This window comes from Kitasatospora sp. NPDC056731 (genome assembly GCF_040687675.1).
Lineage (GTDB): Bacteria > Actinomycetota > Actinomycetes > Streptomycetales > Streptomycetaceae > Kitasatospora.
On sequence record NZ_JBFBNR010000004.1, the window covers coordinates 83,092 to 98,835 of the forward strand.

18 protein-coding genes and 1 pseudogene are annotated in these 15,744 nt (G+C 72.2%); 14 read left to right on the forward strand and 5 right to left on the reverse strand.

Translation table 11 applies throughout. From position 1 onward, the window contains the following. The first annotated feature begins 86 nt into the window (after positions 1 to 86). The 3 genes from AB0R04_RS05810 to AB0R04_RS05820 all read left to right on the forward strand — a co-directional run bounded on the left by AB0R04_RS05810 (position 87) and on the right by AB0R04_RS05820 (position 2,791). Positions 87 to 1,085, forward strand: a complete 999-nt coding sequence (locus tag AB0R04_RS05810) for an ABC transporter ATP-binding protein (RefSeq protein ID WP_363368503.1) — start codon at positions 87 to 89, stop codon at positions 1,083 to 1,085. Beyond that, the gene (locus AB0R04_RS05815) at positions 1,082 to 1,897 is read left to right on the forward strand and encodes an ABC transporter permease (protein WP_063347189.1); all 816 of its coding nucleotides are present in this window, start codon (positions 1,082 to 1,084) and stop codon (positions 1,895 to 1,897) included. Before AB0R04_RS05810 ends, AB0R04_RS05815 begins: the two co-directional genes overlap by 4 nt. A gap of 87 nt (positions 1,898 to 1,984) precedes the next feature. Continuing rightward, positions 1,985 to 2,791, forward strand: a complete 807-nt coding sequence (locus tag AB0R04_RS05820) for a hypothetical protein (RefSeq protein ID WP_363368505.1) — start codon at positions 1,985 to 1,987, stop codon at positions 2,789 to 2,791. Positions 2,792 to 2,835: 44 nt separating this feature from the next. Here the strand turns inward: AB0R04_RS05820 and ybaK are convergent, their stop codons facing one another. The 3 genes from ybaK to AB0R04_RS05835 all read right to left on the reverse strand — a co-directional run bounded on the left by ybaK (position 2,836) and on the right by AB0R04_RS05835 (position 5,818). Next, positions 2,836 to 3,330: a Cys-tRNA(Pro) deacylase gene (ybaK, locus tag AB0R04_RS05825; protein ID WP_063347187.1), complete on the reverse strand. Its 495-nt coding sequence runs from the start codon at positions 3,328 to 3,330 to the stop codon at positions 2,836 to 2,838. A gap of 98 nt (positions 3,331 to 3,428) precedes the next feature. Then, positions 3,429 to 4,157, reverse strand: a complete 729-nt coding sequence (locus AB0R04_RS05830) for an LON peptidase substrate-binding domain-containing protein (RefSeq protein WP_363368507.1) — start codon at positions 4,155 to 4,157, stop codon at positions 3,429 to 3,431. An 83-nt stretch (positions 4,158 to 4,240) separates the two neighbouring features. Continuing rightward, complete coding sequence (locus tag AB0R04_RS05835; protein WP_363368509.1) at positions 4,241 to 5,818, reverse strand: oxidoreductase; 1,578 nt, start codon at positions 5,816 to 5,818, stop codon at positions 4,241 to 4,243. 91 nt (positions 5,819 to 5,909) lie between these two features. On the opposite strand from AB0R04_RS05835, the gene hisD reads away from it, so the two are divergent. The 8 genes from hisD to hisF all read left to right on the forward strand — a co-directional run bounded on the left by hisD (position 5,910) and on the right by hisF (position 11,785). Then, on the forward strand, positions 5,910 to 7,217 hold the full coding sequence (gene hisD, locus AB0R04_RS05840; protein WP_363368511.1) for a histidinol dehydrogenase: 1,308 nt from the start codon (positions 5,910 to 5,912) through the stop codon (positions 7,215 to 7,217). 71 nt (positions 7,218 to 7,288) lie between these two features. Further along, positions 7,289 to 8,389, forward strand: a complete 1,101-nt coding sequence (locus tag AB0R04_RS05845) for a histidinol-phosphate transaminase (RefSeq protein ID WP_363368513.1) — start codon at positions 7,289 to 7,291, stop codon at positions 8,387 to 8,389. 5 nt (positions 8,390 to 8,394) lie between these two features. Next, positions 8,395 to 8,988 carry an imidazoleglycerol-phosphate dehydratase HisB gene (hisB, locus tag AB0R04_RS05850; protein ID WP_030239805.1) on the forward strand — a complete coding sequence of 198 codons (594 nt, stop codon included), beginning with the start codon at positions 8,395 to 8,397 and terminating at the stop codon, positions 8,986 to 8,988. Further along, positions 8,985 to 9,137 carry a hypothetical protein gene (locus AB0R04_RS05855; RefSeq protein ID WP_167745856.1) on the forward strand — a complete coding sequence of 51 codons (153 nt, stop codon included), beginning with the start codon at positions 8,985 to 8,987 and terminating at the stop codon, positions 9,135 to 9,137. Before hisB ends, AB0R04_RS05855 begins: the two co-directional genes overlap by 4 nt. A gap of 72 nt (positions 9,138 to 9,209) precedes the next feature. After that, positions 9,210 to 9,845: an imidazole glycerol phosphate synthase subunit HisH gene (hisH, locus tag AB0R04_RS05860; protein WP_063347181.1), complete on the forward strand. Its 636-nt coding sequence runs from the start codon at positions 9,210 to 9,212 to the stop codon at positions 9,843 to 9,845. Positions 9,846 to 9,864: 19 nt separating this feature from the next. Continuing rightward, positions 9,865 to 10,590, forward strand: coding sequence for a bifunctional 1-(5-phosphoribosyl)-5-((5-phosphoribosylamino)methylideneamino)imidazole-4-carboxamide isomerase/phosphoribosylanthranilate isomerase PriA (gene priA / locus AB0R04_RS05865; RefSeq protein WP_363368516.1), 726 nt, complete (start codon positions 9,865 to 9,867; stop codon positions 10,588 to 10,590). After that, positions 10,587 to 11,018 carry a RidA family protein gene (locus AB0R04_RS05870; protein WP_363368518.1) on the forward strand — a complete coding sequence of 144 codons (432 nt, stop codon included), beginning with the start codon at positions 10,587 to 10,589 and terminating at the stop codon, positions 11,016 to 11,018. The genes priA and AB0R04_RS05870 overlap by 4 nt, the downstream gene beginning before the upstream one ends. After that, entirely contained in the window at positions 11,015 to 11,785 is a 771-nt protein-coding gene (gene hisF, locus AB0R04_RS05875) for an imidazole glycerol phosphate synthase subunit HisF (RefSeq protein ID WP_063347178.1), read from the forward strand. The genes AB0R04_RS05870 and hisF overlap by 4 nt, the downstream gene beginning before the upstream one ends. A gap of 57 nt (positions 11,786 to 11,842) precedes the next feature. On the opposite strand, the gene AB0R04_RS05880 is transcribed toward hisF, so the two are convergent. Together AB0R04_RS05880 and AB0R04_RS05885 are read right to left on the reverse strand one after the other, a co-directional pair. Then, positions 11,843 to 12,628, reverse strand: coding sequence for a VOC family protein (locus AB0R04_RS05880; RefSeq protein WP_363368520.1), 786 nt, complete (start codon positions 12,626 to 12,628; stop codon positions 11,843 to 11,845). A 131-nt stretch (positions 12,629 to 12,759) separates the two neighbouring features. After that, positions 12,760 to 13,569, reverse strand: a complete 810-nt coding sequence (locus AB0R04_RS05885; RefSeq protein ID WP_363368522.1) for an aminoglycoside phosphotransferase — start codon at positions 13,567 to 13,569, stop codon at positions 12,760 to 12,762. Positions 13,570 to 14,297: 728 nt separating this feature from the next. Between AB0R04_RS05885 and AB0R04_RS05890 the strand changes: the two are divergent. From AB0R04_RS05890 to AB0R04_RS05900, 3 genes and pseudogenes are all read left to right on the forward strand, one after another. Next, positions 14,298 to 14,471, forward strand: a pseudogene (locus AB0R04_RS05890) (transposase); the annotation flags it as partial. Between the two features lie 12 nt (positions 14,472 to 14,483). Continuing rightward, the gene (locus tag AB0R04_RS05895; RefSeq protein ID WP_363368524.1) at positions 14,484 to 14,915 is read left to right on the forward strand and encodes a hypothetical protein; all 432 of its coding nucleotides are present in this window, start codon (positions 14,484 to 14,486) and stop codon (positions 14,913 to 14,915) included. A 396-nt stretch (positions 14,916 to 15,311) separates the two neighbouring features. Next, positions 15,312 to 15,725 (forward strand): hypothetical protein, encoded by a 414-nt coding sequence (locus AB0R04_RS05900; protein WP_363368526.1) that lies wholly within the window; start codon positions 15,312 to 15,314, stop codon positions 15,723 to 15,725. Positions 15,726 to 15,744: the final 19 nt, after the last annotated feature.

Sequence of the window (15,744 nt, forward strand, 5' to 3'; positions counted from 1 at the left end):
GTTGGACCCGGCGGGCCGCGTGCCGGTTTTCGGTGATCAGGCCCCCTTGTCCGGTTCGCCCGTGCGAACGCGTAAAGTCTTCGGTCGTGACCGAGTCGGCAGGGCGAGTACCCCAGAACACCCCGCCGTGCGTCGCCGTGCGCGACCTCGTCAGGACCTACCGCACCGGGCGCGGAGGCGGCGCCACCGAGATCCGGGCCAACGACGGAATCAGCCTCACCGTCCGCCAGGGCGAGATCTTCGGGCTGCTCGGACCCAACGGGGCCGGCAAGTCCACCCTCGTCCGCCAGCTCACCGGCCTGCTGCGGCCGGACTCCGGATCCGTCGAACTCCTCGGCCACGACATCGTCCGCCACCCCGAACGGGCCGCCCGGCTGCTCGGCTACCTCGGCCAGGAATCCAGCGCCCTCGACGAACTGACCGTCGCGCTCGCCGCCGAGACCACCGGACGGCTGCGCGGCCTCACCCGGGCCCAGGCCCGCGCCGAAGCCGCCGACGTCCTCACCGAACTCGGGCTCGAACCCCTCGCCCAGCGGCCGCTCGCCAAGCTCTCCGGCGGCCAGCGCCGGCTCGCCTGCGTCGCCGCCGCCCTCGTCGGGGAACGGCCGCTGCTCGTCCTCGACGAACCCACCACCGGCATGGACCCCGTCGCCCGGCGGGCCGTCTGGACCGCCGTCGACCGGCGCCGCACCGAACGCGGCGCCACCGTCCTGCTCGTCACCCACAACGTCATCGAGGCCGAGACCGTGCTCGACCGGGTCGCCGTCATCGACGACGGGCGGGTCATCGCCTGCGACACCCCCGGCGGGCTCAAGGCCCTCGTCGACGGTGACGTCCGGCTCGACCTGGTCTGGCGGGACGAGGCGCCGCTCACCGTCCCCGCCGTCGCCGCACTCGCCGAACGGGCCGAACGCACCGGCCGCCGCTGGACCGTCCGCACCACCCCCGAACAGGCCCGCGAACTGGTCGCCGCCGTCACCACCGGCCCGGCCTTCGCCGCCCTCGACGACTTCACCCTCGCCACCCCGAGCCTTGAGGACGCCTACCTCAAGCTCGGGGGCCGCCACGGAGGACTGGCCAAGTGACGCTGCTCTCGGTGCCGCCGCAGGCCACCGCCCCCGCGACCGGCGGCACCCCCGCCCCGCTCGCCCCCGCGGCCCGGCTGCTGCCCGCCCTCGCCGCCGTCTACCGGGCCCAGCTCGCCCGGGCCCGGGTGGCGCGGATCCCGCTGCTGTTCGTCGCCACCTTCCAGTCCGTCGGCATCCTCGTGATGATGCGCGGAGTGGTGGACGCCGGGCAGACCTCGGCCGCGCGGTCCGTGGTCGCCGGGTCCAGCGTGCTGGTGGTGGCGTTCGTCGCCCTCAACCTGCTCGCCCAGTACTTCGGGAAGCTGCGGGCCACCGGCGGACTCGACCACTACGCGACGCTGCCCGTACCCGCCGCCTCCGTGGTGCTCGGCGCGGCCGCCGCCTACGCCTCGTTCACGCTGCCCGGGACGGTCCTCACCGCGGCCTTCGGCGCCGTGATGTTCGGGCTGCCGCTCGGGCAGCTGTGGGTGCTGCTGGCCGTCGTCCCGCTCGCCGGAGCCGCCCTGTCCGGGCTCGGGGCCGCCTGCGGGCTGCTCGCGCCCCGCCAGGAGATCGCCACCATGCTCGGGCAGCTCGGCATGTCGGCGGCGCTGCTGCTCGGCGTGCTGCCCGTCGACCACCTCCCGCAGCCCGTCCTGTGGCTGCGCGACCTGCTGCCCTCCACGTACGGTGTCGAGGCTTTCGCCCGGACCTTCGAACCCGACCCGGACTGGGCGCTGATCGCGGGCGACCTCGCCGTCTGCGCGGGCGTCGGCGTGGTGTCGCTGGCGATCGCCACCTGGGCCTACCGGCGGGCCGTCTCCCGGTAGGGGGCGTCCCGGGGGTCGCCCGGGGTCCGGCTCCGGGAGGCACGGGCGGCGGCTCGTCCCGGCCGCGATCGTGAAACGATGGGGCCTGTGACCGTACCGAACACGCCTCCGGACCCCACCCGCGCCGCCGCGGACGCGGTGCCGGACATCACCCCCGATCCGTACGCGCCGCCGCCCGCCCTCGACGCCGGGACCCCGCCGCCGGCCGGCCTCGCGGTCGCGCAGTCGCCGGGCCCCACGCTCAAGGAGCGGCTGCTGCCCGAGCTGCGGCTCGGCGCGGGCACGGTACTGGCCTGCATCGCGGTCGGACTGGTGATGGCAGGGCTGTGGGTCTGGCTCGCGCCCAAGGTGCCGCTGGTCGTCGACGGCGACCGCATCCTCTACGCCGACCCCGAAGGCGAACAGCGGGCGGGGGCCGACGCGGTCTTCGCCCTGATCGCGCTCGGCGCCGGCCTCCTGACCGCGCTCGGGGCCTTCCTGGCCACCCGGCAGCGCGGCGGCGGCATCGCGGTCGCGCTCGGACTGATGGCCGGCGGACTGCTCGGCTCGGTCGGCGCCTGGCGGCTCGGCCGGTGGCTCGGCCCCAGCAACGACCTGATCGCCGAAGCCCGGCGGGTCGGCAACGGCGGGCACTTCGACGCGAGCATCGACCTCGGCGCGCTGGGGGCGCTGCTGGTGTGGCCGATGGCGGCGATGGTGGTGCTGCTGGCGCTGTCGGCGGCGTTCGGCAAGCGCGAGGAGGACCCGCCGCCGTACTGGGCCGGGCCGTACGGGGCGGCTGCGCCGCAGGCCCCCGCGGACGGCGCTGTGTGGGCGGACGGCGCGGCGCGGCCTCCGCAGGACGCCGTGCGGGCGGACGACGCTGCTCGGCCGGGGGAGCGCGGGCAGGGCTGACCGCGTAGGCCCGGGCCCACCCGCGGGTGGGCCCGCGCCCGGGGTCAGCGGGCGATCGGTGCGGTGCGGGCGCCGGTCAGGGTGACCAGGTCGGCCGGGGCGAGTTCGACCTCCAGGCCGCGGCGCCCGCCGGAGACGTAGACGGTGGGGTGGGTGAGCGCGCTGGCGTCGACCACGGTCCGCAGCGGGCGGCGCTGGCCGAGCGGGGAGATGCCGCCGAGGACGTAACCGCTGCTGCGCTCGGCGGCCGCCGGGTCGGCCATGGCGGCGCGCTTGCCGCCGACGGCGGCGGCGAGCGCCTTGAGGTCGAGCTGCCCGGCGACCGGGACCACGCCGACGGTGAGCACGCCGTCCACGTCGGCGACCAGGGTCTTGAAGACCCGCTCGGCGGCGACGCCCAGGACCTCGGCGGCCTCGCCGCCGTAGGAGGCGGCGGCCGGGTCGTGCTCGTAGGCGTGCACGGTGAACGGGACGGCGGCGGTCTCCAGGGCGACGGTGGCGGGGGTGCCCTGCCCGCCCTTCTTCGGCTTCTTCGCCATGTGGGGCTCCTTCTTCGCCGTGCGGGTTTTCCGGATCAGCATGCGGGCTTCCCGGGTCAGCGTGCGGGTTCTCCGGGTCAGCGTGCGGGCTTCCCGGATCAGTTGGGGCTGAACGACTGGCGGGTGAGGTCGACGGCGGGCAGCGACGGCAGCCAGCTGAGCACGGAGCTCTCGCGGCGCAGCAGGTCGAGTTCGGTGCGCAGCCGCTGGGCGGTGTCGGGGCAGGCCAGCAGCTGCTGCTTGACCGGGGTCTCGAACACCGAGGCGGCGGCGACCAGGTAGGAGAGCACCTGCGGGTCGTCCGGGAGCTCCTGGCGCCCGACCGTGCTGGCCTCGCGGGCTCCGGCGAGGCGCTTCTGGTAGACCCGGAAGGCCCGCTCGACCTCGGCGGCGAGGGCGCCGGAGCCTTCGCCGGGCTGTTCCTCGACGAGTTCGGCCTCGCCGGTCAGGTACGGGCCGGAGACGTCCGCCGAGCGGAGCCGGAACCGGGTGGTGCCGGTGACCAGCAGCTCGTAGCGGCCGTCCGGCTGCTCCTGGACGGAGGCGACGTCGGCGACGCAGCCGATGTGGAACATCGCCTCCAGCGGGTCCCCGGTGGCGGTGCCGAGGCCGTCGAGCGGCCCGGCCGGGCCTTCGCCAGGGCGGACCGGGGAGACCTCGCGGCCGTCCTTGATGGCGAGCACGCCGAAGCGGCGCGGCGTGTCGGCCGGTAGTTGGAGCAGGTCGGCGACGAGACGGCGGTAACGCTCCTCGAAGACGTTCAGGGGCAGCACGAGGCCCGGGTAGAGCACGTTGTTCAGCGGGAAGAGCGGGAGCCGTTCTGTCACGGCGGACAGCGTAGTTCCCCGCGCGGTCGCGGCGCGTCGGGGTTGTGCCCGAGGGCGGGCCCGAGGGCGGCCTGCCGGGGCGGTCAGCCCCGTTGCAGCATGCGGGTGGCGCCGGCCACGACGGTGGTGGCGAGCAGCCAGCCGACGATCACCAGCCCGGCGGTGACGTACTGGCTGAGGCCCCCGGGGTTCCAGCCCTGCTGGCCGAGCTCGACGACCGGGACCAGCTGGCTGAGCGTGTACAGCACCGGGTTCCAGTGCGGGTGCTCGTCGGCCTTCAGCGGCTCCAGCGGGTGGGTGGCGAACCAGACGCTGCCCAGCGCCCAGGCGAGCAGCAGCCACAGGCCGGCCCGGCCGGGGCGGTAGCCGTAGCCGACGGTGGCGTCCTGGACCCGGCCCCAGATCCGGGCGGGCAGCGGGAGGGTCCGGTGGCGGCGGCGCTGCTTGGCGTACAGCACCTCGCGGGCGTCGTCGTCGGCGCCGTCGCGGCGCAGGGCGGCGGCGAGCTGCTCGTAGGACTCGGGCTGGAAGTCCACCGAGGAGCCCTCCAGCCAGGCGATCCGCTGCTGGACGCTGAAGGGCCCGACCGGGCGCAGCACCTCGTAGACGAAGCCGGTCAGGCCCAGGTGGCGCCCGCGCGGCCAGGCGTCCGGGGTGTCGACGAGGTTGCCGACCCGGGCGCGGGAGAGCGAGACGGTGCCGGTGGGGCGGACCCGGCAGGTGAACCGCAGCTCGGGGGTGTGGATGCGGCGCAGCGAGAGCTCGTCGTCACCCTCCAGGTGGAACTCGCCGGAGATCAGGCAGGCGCTCTCGAAGCGGGCGTCGGAGAGCCGGACCCGGCCGAAGGCGCGGAACGGGGTGCTGGGGGCGCCCGGCGGCGGGTTCTGGCCGTAGCCGGAGCCGTAGTAGCTGCGGGAGCCGAACCAGCCGCCGTCGGCGGAGCTGGTCAGGTAGAGGGTGTGGCCGACGGTGAGCCGGACGGCGTTGAGGCAGGTGCGGTTCTGCGGGACGGCGTGCAGCTGGGCGCCGCGCAGCGACAGCCGGCCGCCTATCCGGGCCGTGCGCAGGCTCAACTCGCCCTGCACGTCCACGCGTTCGGCCTCGAAGTCCTGGTGGACGGCCAGGCCGTCGGCGGACAGCGCGCGGCCGTAGCGGTCGCCGCCCAGGACGGTCTGGTTGAGCAGCAGGTCGGTGCCGACCTTGGCGTCGGTGAGCCGTACGCCCTCGGGTATCCGGCAGCGGGCCAGGTGGAGGTCGCCGGTGGTGGTGAGCCGGGAGGCCTCCAGGCGGGGGATCAGGCAGGTGACGAAGCGCAGCGTCGAGGCCGAGGCCTCCGAGATGAGGATCTTGCGCTCGAAGCGGCACTCGCGGAGTTCGACGTAGTGGCCGATGGCGCCGCCGGCCAGGTTGAGCGCGCCGGTGACCAGCACGCCGTTGAGCCGCAGCGAGGCGACCCGCCCGGTGGCGGCGGCCGGGCCGGCCAGCAGCAGATGGGCGAGCACCCTGGCCCGGACGGTGCGCCCGGGGCCCCAGACGGCGTCCCCGAACGGGTCGTCGGTGGCGGCGTCGCCACTCCGCCGGTCGAAGACGTTGCCGCGACGGAAGGCCTCCCAGAGCTCACGCTCCGTATCGGTCCAGCCCTCCGGAGCGTGCTCCAGCATGGTTTTCCCCGTCCCCCCGGTCGTCTCGCCTTTCGTATCACGGACTGAAATGCGGGACCAGGGGTTCCGGCCACTCCTTACACTGGGTGGCGTGATCTCTCGAATCGACCTCCGCGGCTCGCTGGACGACCCGCGTGACCTGCTGCCCCGTGCCGAGTTCGACGTGGCGGCCGCCCTGGAGAAGGTGCGGCCGATCGCCGAGGACGTACGCCATCGCGGGGTCGCGGCCGTGATCGAGATCACCGAGCGCTTCGACGGCGTCCGGCTGGAGTCGACCCGTGTCCCGGCCGAGCAGCTGACCGAGGCCCTGGAGACGCTGGACCCGAAGGTGCGGGCCGCGCTGGAGGAGTCGATCCGCCGGGCCCGCGCCGTGCACACCGACCAGCGCCGCACCGAGCACACCACCCGGGTGGTGCCGGGCGGCACCGTCACCCAGCGCTGGGTGCCCGTGGAGCGCGTCGGCCTGTACGTGCCGGGCGGGCTGGCCGTCTACCCGTCCTCCGTGGTGATGAACGTGGTGCCGGCCCAGGAGGCGGGCGTCCAGGGCATCGCCGTCACCTCGCCGCCGCAGAAGGAGTTCGACGGCCGCGTCCACCCGACCATCCTGGCGGCCTGCGCGCTGCTCGGCGTGGACGAGGTGTACTCCGTCGGCGGCGCCCAGGCCGTGGCGATGTTCGCGCTGGGCACCGAGGAGTGCGCGCCGGTCAACATGGTCACCGGCCCCGGCAACATCTACGTGGCCGCCGCCAAGCGCTTCTTCGCCGGCCGGATCGGCATCGACTCGGAGGCCGGCCCCACCGAGATCGCCGTCCTCGCCGACGACAGCGCGCTGCCCTCCGACGTGGCCGCCGACCTGATCAGCCAGGCCGAGCACGGCCCGACCTCCGGCTCGGTGCTCGTCACCGACTCGCCGGCGCTGGCCGACGCGGTCGAGGCGGAACTCGCCGTCCAGGTCGCCAGGACCAAGCACAGCGAGCGGGTCGCCGAGGCGCTGGGCGGCCGGCAGTCCGGGATCATCCTGGTCGACGACCTGGAGCAGGGCCTCGCCGTGGTCAACGCCTACGCGGCCGAGCACCTGGAGATCCAGACCCGGGACCCGCACGCGGCGGCCGCCAAGGTCGTCAACGCGGGCGCCGTCTTCATCGGCCGCTGGACCCCGGTCTCGCTGGGCGACTACGCGGCCGGCTCCAACCACGTGCTGCCCACCGGCGGCTGCGCCTGCCACTCCTCCGGCCTGTCCGTGCAGACCTTCCTGCGCGGCGTCCAGGTCGTCGAGTACGACCGGGACGCGCTCGCCGACGTCGCCGCGCACGTGGTCAACCTCGCCAACGCCGAGGACCTGCCCGGGCACGGCGACGCGATCAAGGCGCGCTTCGACTGGACGGTGCCGGGATCGTGACTGCTGTGACTCCTTCTGTGACTCCTGTGACTTCTGAGGCTGGTGCGACTCCGGTGGCTGGTGCGACTCGGGTGACTCGGATCGACGACCTCCCCATCCGCGACGAGCTGCGCGGCCAGTCCCCGTACGGCGCGCCGCAGCTGGACGTGCCCGTCCAGCTGAACACCAACGAGAACCCGTACCCGCTCCCCGAGGAGCTGGTCGCCCGGATCGCCGAACGCGTCGCCGAGGCCGCCCGCAACCTCAACCGCTACCCCGACCGGGACGCCGTCGAACTGCGCGAAGGCCTCGCCGCGTACCTCGGCCGGACCACCGGCTTCGCCGTCACCCGGCAGCAGGTCTGGGCCGCCAACGGCTCCAACGAGGTGCTCCAGCAGCTGCTGCAGACCTTCGGCGGCCCCGGCCGCAGCGCGCTCGGCTTCGAGCCCTCCTACTCGATGCACGCGCTGATCTCCCGGGGCACCGGCACCGAGTGGATCTCCGGCCCGCGCAACGACGACTTCACCATCGACCTGGACGTCGCCCTCGGCGCGATCGCCGAGCACCGGCCGAACGTGGTCTTCATCTGCTCGCCGAACAACCCGACCGGCACCGCCGTCGCCGCCGACACCGTGCTGCGGCTGTACGAGGCTGCGCAGGCCGCCGGGCCCAGCCTGGTCGTCGTCGACGAGGCGTACGTCGAGTTCTCGCACCGGGCCTCGCTGCTGCCGCTCATCGAGGGCCGCCCCAACCTGGTGGTCTCCCGCACCATGTCCAAGGCCTTCGGCGCGGCCGGGCTGCGCCTGGGCTACCTGGCCGCCGACCCGGCCGTGGTGGACGCGGTGCAGCTGGTCCGCCTGCCGTACCACCTGTCGTCCGTCACCCAGGCCACCGCGCTGGCCTGCCTGGAGCACACCGACACCCTGCTCGGGTACGTCGGCCGGCTCAAGGCGGAGCGCGACCGGCTGGTCGACGCGCTGCGCGGGCTCGGCCTGGAGGTCACCGACTCGGACGCCAACTTCGTCCAGTTCGGCCGCTTCGCCGACACCCACGCCGTCTGGCAGGCCATCCTCGACCAGGGCGTCCTGGTCCGTGACAACGGCGTCCCCGGGTGGCTGCGCGTCACCGCCGGCACGCCCGCAGAGAACGACGCCTTCCTGGACGCCGTTCGAACAGTGATCAAGGAGCTGTAACCCGTATGTCCCGCATCGGACGCGTCGAACGCACCACCAAGGAGACCGCGGTCCTGGTCGAGATCGACCTCGACGGCACCGGGAAGACCGACATCTCCACGGGCGTCGGGTTCTACGACCACATGCTCGACCAGCTCGGCCGCCACGGTCTCTTCGACCTCACCGTCAAGACCGACGGCGACCTGCACATCGACACCCACCACACCATCGAGGACACCGCCCTCGCGCTCGGCGCCGCCTTCAAGCAGGCGCTCGGCGACAAGGTCGGCATCTACCGCTTCGGCAACTGCACGGTGCCGCTGGACGAGTCGCTCGCCCAGGTCACCGTGGACCTCTCCGGCCGGCCGTACCTGGTGCACACCGAGCCCGAGCACATGGCGCCGATGATCGGCTCGTACGACACCACGATGACCCGGCACATCCTGGAATCCTTCGTGGCCCAGGCACAGATCGCCCTGCACGTCCACGTGCCGTACGGGCGCAACGCCCACCACATCGTGGAATGCCAGTTCAAGGCGCTCGCCCGAGCCCTGCGCTACGCCGCCGAGCGCGACCCGCGCGCGGCCGGAATCCTCCCCTCGACCAAGGGTGCACTGTGAGCAAGGCGACCCTCGCCCTCATCTTCGTCGGCCTCTTCCTGGCCGGCGGCGTGATCTCGTTCTGGAAGCAGAAGCTGCCCAAGGGCGTCATCCTGGTGCTCGCGTTCGGCTCGGTCATGTGCCTGGCCTCCGGCATCATGCGCCTCTAGCCGCATGGGCGCTGGATACATGGGCTCTGGACACGTGAGCTCCGGACACGTAGAGAGACTGGACACCTGAACATGGGCAAGAACGTCGTCGTCCTCGACTACGGGTCGGGCAACCTCCGCTCCGCGCAGCGCGCGCTCGAACGGACCGGGGCGGACGTCACCGTCACCTCCGACTACGACACCGCGATGAACGCGGACGGCCTGCTCGTCCCCGGCGTCGGCGCCTTCGAGGCCTGCATGCGCGGCCTGAAGTCCGTCCGGGGCGACTGGATCATCGGCCGCCGGCTCGCCGGAGGCCGCCCCGTCATGGGCATCTGCGTCGGCATGCAGATCCTCTTCGAGAAGGGGGTCGAGCACGGCGTGGAGACGGCCGGCTGCGACGAGTGGCCCGGCGTCGTCGAGCCGCTGGACGCCCCCGTCATCCCGCACATGGGCTGGAACACCGTCGACGTGCCCGAGGGCAGCCGGATGTTCGCCGGCCTCGACCCGCAGAGCCGCTTCTACTTCGTGCACTCCTACGGTGTGCGGCACTGGGAGCTGGAGACCCACAGCGCACGGATCCACGCCCCGCTCGTCACCTGGGCCACCCACGGGCAGCCCTTCGTCGCCGCCATCGAGAACGGCCCGCTCTGGGCCACCCAGTTCCACCCCGAGAAGTCCGGCGACGCCGGCGCCGCCCTCCTGACCAACTGGGTCAACACCCTCTGAGCTTGGAAGAGTTGTGACTATGAGCCGCCTCGAACTGCTTCCCGCCGTCGACGTCCGGGACGGCCAGGCCGTCCGCCTGGTCAAGGGCGCGTCCGGCACCGAGACCTCCTTCGGCGAACCCCTCGCCGCCGCCCTCGCCTGGCAGAACGCCGGCGCCGAGTGGCTGCACCTGGTCGACCTCGACGCCGCCTTCGGCACCGGCACCAACTACGAGCTGCTGCGCGAGGTCACCGGCCGCCTCGACATCAAGGTCGAGCTGTCCGGCGGCATCCGAGACGACGAGTCGCTCGCCAACGCGCTCGCCACCGGCTGCACCCGGGTCAACCTCGGCACCGCCGCCCTGGAAGCCCCCGAGTGGGTCGCCAAGGCCATCGCCGAGCACGGCGACAAGATCGCCGTCGGCCTGGACGTCGTCGGCACCACCCTGCGCGGCCGCGGCTGGACCCGCGACGGCGGTCAGCTCTTCGAGGTGCTGGAGCGGCTCAACCAGGAGGGCTGCGCCCGCTACGTCGTCACCGACGTCAACCGGGACGGCACCCTGACCGGCCCCAACCTGCAGCTGCTGCGCGACGTCTGCGCCGCCACCGACCGCCCCGTCGTCGCCTCCGGCGGCGTCTCCTCGCTCGACGACCTGCGCGCCATCGCCGGCCTGGTCGGTGAGGGTGTCGAGGGCGCCATCGTGGGCAAGGCACTCTACGAGCAGAAGTTCACCCTCGAAGAGGCCCTGGAGGCGGTTTCAGGATGACGGAACGTCGGATCGTGCGTGGCAGGGTCGGCGGATTCTCCCCCTGGGAGGACCAGTTCGGCTACTCGCGGGCGGTCGCCGCGGGAGACCACGTGCACGTGGCCGGCTCCACCGCCTGGGTGGACGGCCGGATCGAGCACGAGGGAGACCCCTACCGGCAGACCCTCGCCGCGTTCGGCGTCGGGCTCAACGCCCTCGCCGCGTACGGTCTGACGGCGGACGACGTGGTCCGCACCCGGATGTACATCACCCACGTCCGCGACGCCGACGAGGTGGGCCGCGCCCACCACCAACTCTTCGACGCCGCCCGCCCGGTGGCCACCATGGTGGTGGTCGACGGGCTGATCGACTCCCGGATGATGGTCGAGATCGAGCTCGACGCCTATCGTGCCGGGCTGGCAAAGACCCTGGAAGGCAATCAGCCGTGACCCTCGCCGTACGTGTCATCCCCTGCCTGGACGTCGACGCCGGGCGGGTGGTCAAGGGCGTCAACTTCCAGAACCTGCGCGACGCCGGCGACCCGGTCGAGATGGCCAAGCTCTACGACGCCGAGGGCGCCGACGAGTTGACCTTCCTCGACATCACCGCCTCCTCCGGCGACCGGGAAACCACCTACGACGTGGTCCGCCGCACCGCCGAACAGGTCTTCATCCCGCTCACCGTCGGCGGCGGCATCCGCGCCGTCGAGGACGTCGACAAGCTGCTGCGGGCCGGCGCCGACAAGGTCGGCGTCAACACCGCCGCCATCGCCCGGCCGGAACTGGTCCGCGAGATCGCCCAGCGCTTCGGGCGGCAGGTCCTGGTGCTGTCCGTCGACGCCCGGCGCTGCCCCCCCGGCACCGAGACCGCGTCCGGCTACGAGGTCACCACCCACGGCGGGCGCAAGGGCACCGGCCTCGACGCCGTCGAATGGGCCGGGCGCGCGGCCGAACTCGGCGCCGGCGAGATCCTGCTCAACTCGATGGACGCCGACGGCACCAAGGACGGGTACGACCTGGAGATGATCCGGGCCGTCCGCAAGACCGTCTCCGTGCCCGTCATCGCCTCCGGCGGCGCCGGCAAGCTCGCCGACTTCGCGCCGGCCGTCGAGGCGGGTGCGGACGCGGTGCTCGCCGCGAGCGTCTTCCACTTCGGGGACCTGCGGATCGGGCAGGTCAAGGACGCGCTGCGGGAGGCCGGGCACCCGGTGCGGTGACCGGCCGTACGGCTTGAGGGCCCGCCGCGCACCGGCGCAGCGGGCCCTCTCGCGTGCTCAGGACTGTTCGCGGGGCTCGCCCTTGATCAGCGCGAACGGCGTGCCGTGCGGGTCCGCCAGCCAGGCCAGCCGGCCGACGTTCGGCACGCTCTCGGCGGGCATCAGCACCGAGCCGCCGGCCGCCGTCGCCTTCGCGATCACCGCGTCCACGTCGTCGGCGGCGAAGTACGGCGTCCAGGCGGAGGGCTGACCCGGCTGCATCGTCGGGGCGATGCCGCCGAAGGCCGTGGCCTGCTGGTCGCCCTCCGAAGTCGAGATCACCCGGTAGTCCATGCCCGGAGCCGGCTCGAACTTCTCCACCCGCCAGCCGAACAGCGCCTGGTAGAAGCCGAACCCGGCGCCCTGGTCCGAAGTGTGCAGCTCGGACCAGACCAGCGCGCCGTCCTCCGACACCACGTCCAGACCGGTGGTCGCGCCCGGCTGCCAGACCGCGAACCTGGCCCCCTGCGGGTCGGCGAACTGGGCGAACCACCCCTCGCCCATGACGTCCATCGGCGGGACCAGGACCGAACCGCCGGCCTGCTCGGCGGCCTGCGCGGTGGCGTTCACGTCGGCCGTACGGAAGTACGTCGTCCAGGTCGGCTGGTCACCTTCGTCGAGCGGGCCGACGGCGCCGACCGTCCTGTCGCCCAGTTGGAAGAAGCCGTAGCCGCCCGCCTCCGGGCCGCCGGACCGGAACGTCCAGCCGAAGACCTTGCCGTAGAACTCGGCCGTGGCGGGGATGTCCGGGCTGCCGAGGTCGATCCAGCAGGGCGCGCCGGCCGGAAAGTCGGTGGTGAGCATGACGTGGTGCCCCTTCGACGGAAGACGTGACCAGGCCGGGACCCAATCGGGCGCGCGCACGCACCCTCCCCGGCCCTCTGCGAGTCTGCACCCGCCCACTGACATCCGCAGCCGGGGAGCGGCCGGAGACCTCAGCTGCGCCCGCGGAAACGGGCCCACTGCTGAGCCGCCCGGTTCAGCCCGGCAGTCCACGGGTCCGGATCGTCTCCGGCGATCTCGGCCCACATCCGGGCCTGAGCCTGCGCGAAGGCGTCCACCACGGTCGGACCGCCGGTCTGCCAGGCCGGGACCCTGGCGGCCCACGCTTCCGCCGCAGCCGGGCCGTGGCCGCCCGCAGCGATCAACCAGACCACCCACAGGGCCGGGTCGATCCAGGACGCTCCCCGGGTGGCCCACGCCCAGTCGACGAGAAGTGCATGGTCTTCGCGGATCAGGACGTTCTCGTTGTTCAGGTCTGTGTGCAGCAGGTGGTTGCCGCCGAACTGGCGTAGTACCCCGGGGTCGTCCACGTAGGCGGCCCATCGCTGCTCGGCACGGCGCAGCTCGATCGGGGGACACGGGGTGCGGCCGAGCCGGCTGAGGGCGTCGACCGTCAGCTCCAAGTCCCCGGTGTCCCGGTAGTCGGCGTGGCGGGCTTCGACGTGCTCGAACGCGACGAGGCTCCAGCCGTCGACGTCGAGGTGCCAGAGGACGGTGGGGGCGAGGCCTTCCACGTAGCGGTTGATCTCCGCCTCACGCCGCTGCGTCCACACGCGTGGGTGACTCAGTCGCATCCCCTTGACGAAGACGGCGCCCCCGGCGGTGGTGAGTCTGGCGGCGATCTCGGAGTTGAAACCGGCCGAGACGGTCTGCGCGGCAAGGACCGGCGTCCCGAGGCGGGCAGTGACGGCCCGGTGCACGGAGCCGGGCAGGTCTGCCCAGTGAAGGCGGGTGGTGGTCACGGCTCACAGGCTCCCAGCTCCAGCCCGGAGTCCGACGGCACCGCAGCGAGGGCATCCGCCGTTTGAGCGTTCGCTCTGGCCGGTGAGGATGCGGCCCTGACCGAGAGCGCATGGGGCTGGGCGCGAAGCACAGCGAGGCCGACCGGGATTTGACACGCTCAAGACGACACATAGCCCGGAAGATCACAATCCGTAGCTAGTAGGTAGGTGACCTTGATCTGCGCCCAGCGACCCGGACGGTCAGCAGCAACGCGTAGCGGGCTGCTGCGAGCCGCCGACGGTGCCTGCTGAAGGTGCACCAGATTGCCGTTACTTGCCGTGACTGGAGCCGGTCCAGAATCCTGGGGACCACTTGGGGAGTTCTTTGGGACCGCCCGCGATGAGCGCCCATGGGCGAAAACGGGAGCCCATGCACGAACTTGACGTTGATGGAGCGCCACTCGGGATTGACCGCTCGTGGGAAGAGCTGCCTACCGCGCATCACAACATGATGGAGTCCCGCCGAGTGGTGTTGCAGGGATCTTGGTGTAACCCCTGGTCATGAAGGATCCATCGCGCAACTCTCCGAGTAGGCACGCTCGTTGATTGAGAGGTGCGCGATGGCCCTGTCCCGGTCTGACCTACTCCGCCTCATGGAGTCACTGCGTACGGCGGACGGAATCGAGTTGATCAGGGCCCTGGCCCAGCGGCTCCTGTAGGAGCTGATCGAGGCCGAGGCGACCGCCCGGATCGGGGCCGAACCCGGTAAGCGCACCGACACCCGTACCACCTGGCGCAACGGCCACCGCGACAAGACCCTGATTACGCAGGCCGGCGACCTGGAACTGGCCATCCCCAAAGTCCGCACCGGCAGCTTCTTCCCCAGCCTGCTGGAACGCCGGAGCCGCATCGACCAGGCCCTTTACACGGTCATCATGGAGGCCTACGTCCTGGGCGTGCCCGCCCGCTCGGTCGACGACCTCGATCCGGAAGGACTCCCGGCAGCTGCGGCCGCGGCACTTCTGGAGGAGCCGGAACTGCCTTCCGGTGACTCCGCGTTCACGGCGGTCGGCTCGCATGAGGAGATCACGAGGAGTCTGAAGACTCTGTGGCGGGAGTGGCAGGACGAGGCGGCGGGCGGCTGGGGCCCGCCGAGCGAGCGCACCTACATCTCCTACCACTTCACGCACGGGATGCGTCCCAACTGCAAGGGCTACGCCCAGGCTCGGTCCGCCGCGGACGAGTTGGTCGCCTCCTGGGAGGACCGGGTACTGGCTGTGGCGAAGGGGGCAGATCCCGCGCCGAAGCGCCTGGTGACCGTGCACCTGACGGAGGTCGTTGAGGACCCGTCGCACCGGTACGAGTGAGGGTTCCTCCGTGACCTCGACGACTGGACCATGGGCGTGTTCGTCACCTGCCTCACCGCCGCCAACTGGGGCCGATGTACCCTCACCCTGAAGGTCCCCGCTCTCGTTGCCCACCGGCTCCTCGCCTCGCGCTCCTCCGACCTCGCATGCGAACCCGACGCCGCCACCACGGAGACGCCGACTGGTGGTGAGGTCGACGCGCCGGCGGCGAGTGCAGCGGCGACCCGTTTCCCGCCATGCATAGCAGCCAGGCTGGCTATGCACAGCGGATCTGGTCGATCAGCTGGGTATCCTGCTCATCGGCTGCAGCTCCACAGTCGATGAGCAGGTGAGTCTCTTTCAGATGTTTGATCACATCGGTGTCTGGCCAACAGCTCCGGTGCGATGATGTGTGGCATGGTGCTTCACGTCGGGGTGGCGGCGCTCCGTAGACGGCGGATGCAGTTGCGGGACAGCGCGAGCAAGGTAGCGGACGATGGGGATACGGTCACCTCCTGCCTCCTTCTCTTCTATGCGGCGGAGTGCGCGCTCAAGGAGAGGGTGCTGGCGCGTCGGGGCCTTCGGGACACTTCGTATCTCGAGCCGACACACGATCTCTGGAAGTTGGCGAAGGATCTAGGTCTGCCGCAGCGTCTGGGTGCTGCTCTAAAGGGGATGAAGAACTGTCGCGCTGTTGGACAGCCCGGAGTGAACGTGGCCCTAGCCGATCTGCACCAGGCCTGGCGTTATGGTGTGAAACTGCATGTCGAGGACGAGAAGAAGGCCCGTGACCTGCTGGACGAGCTCATCTCATGGTGCGAACAGGACTAGGGGGCGGATTCGTGACAGA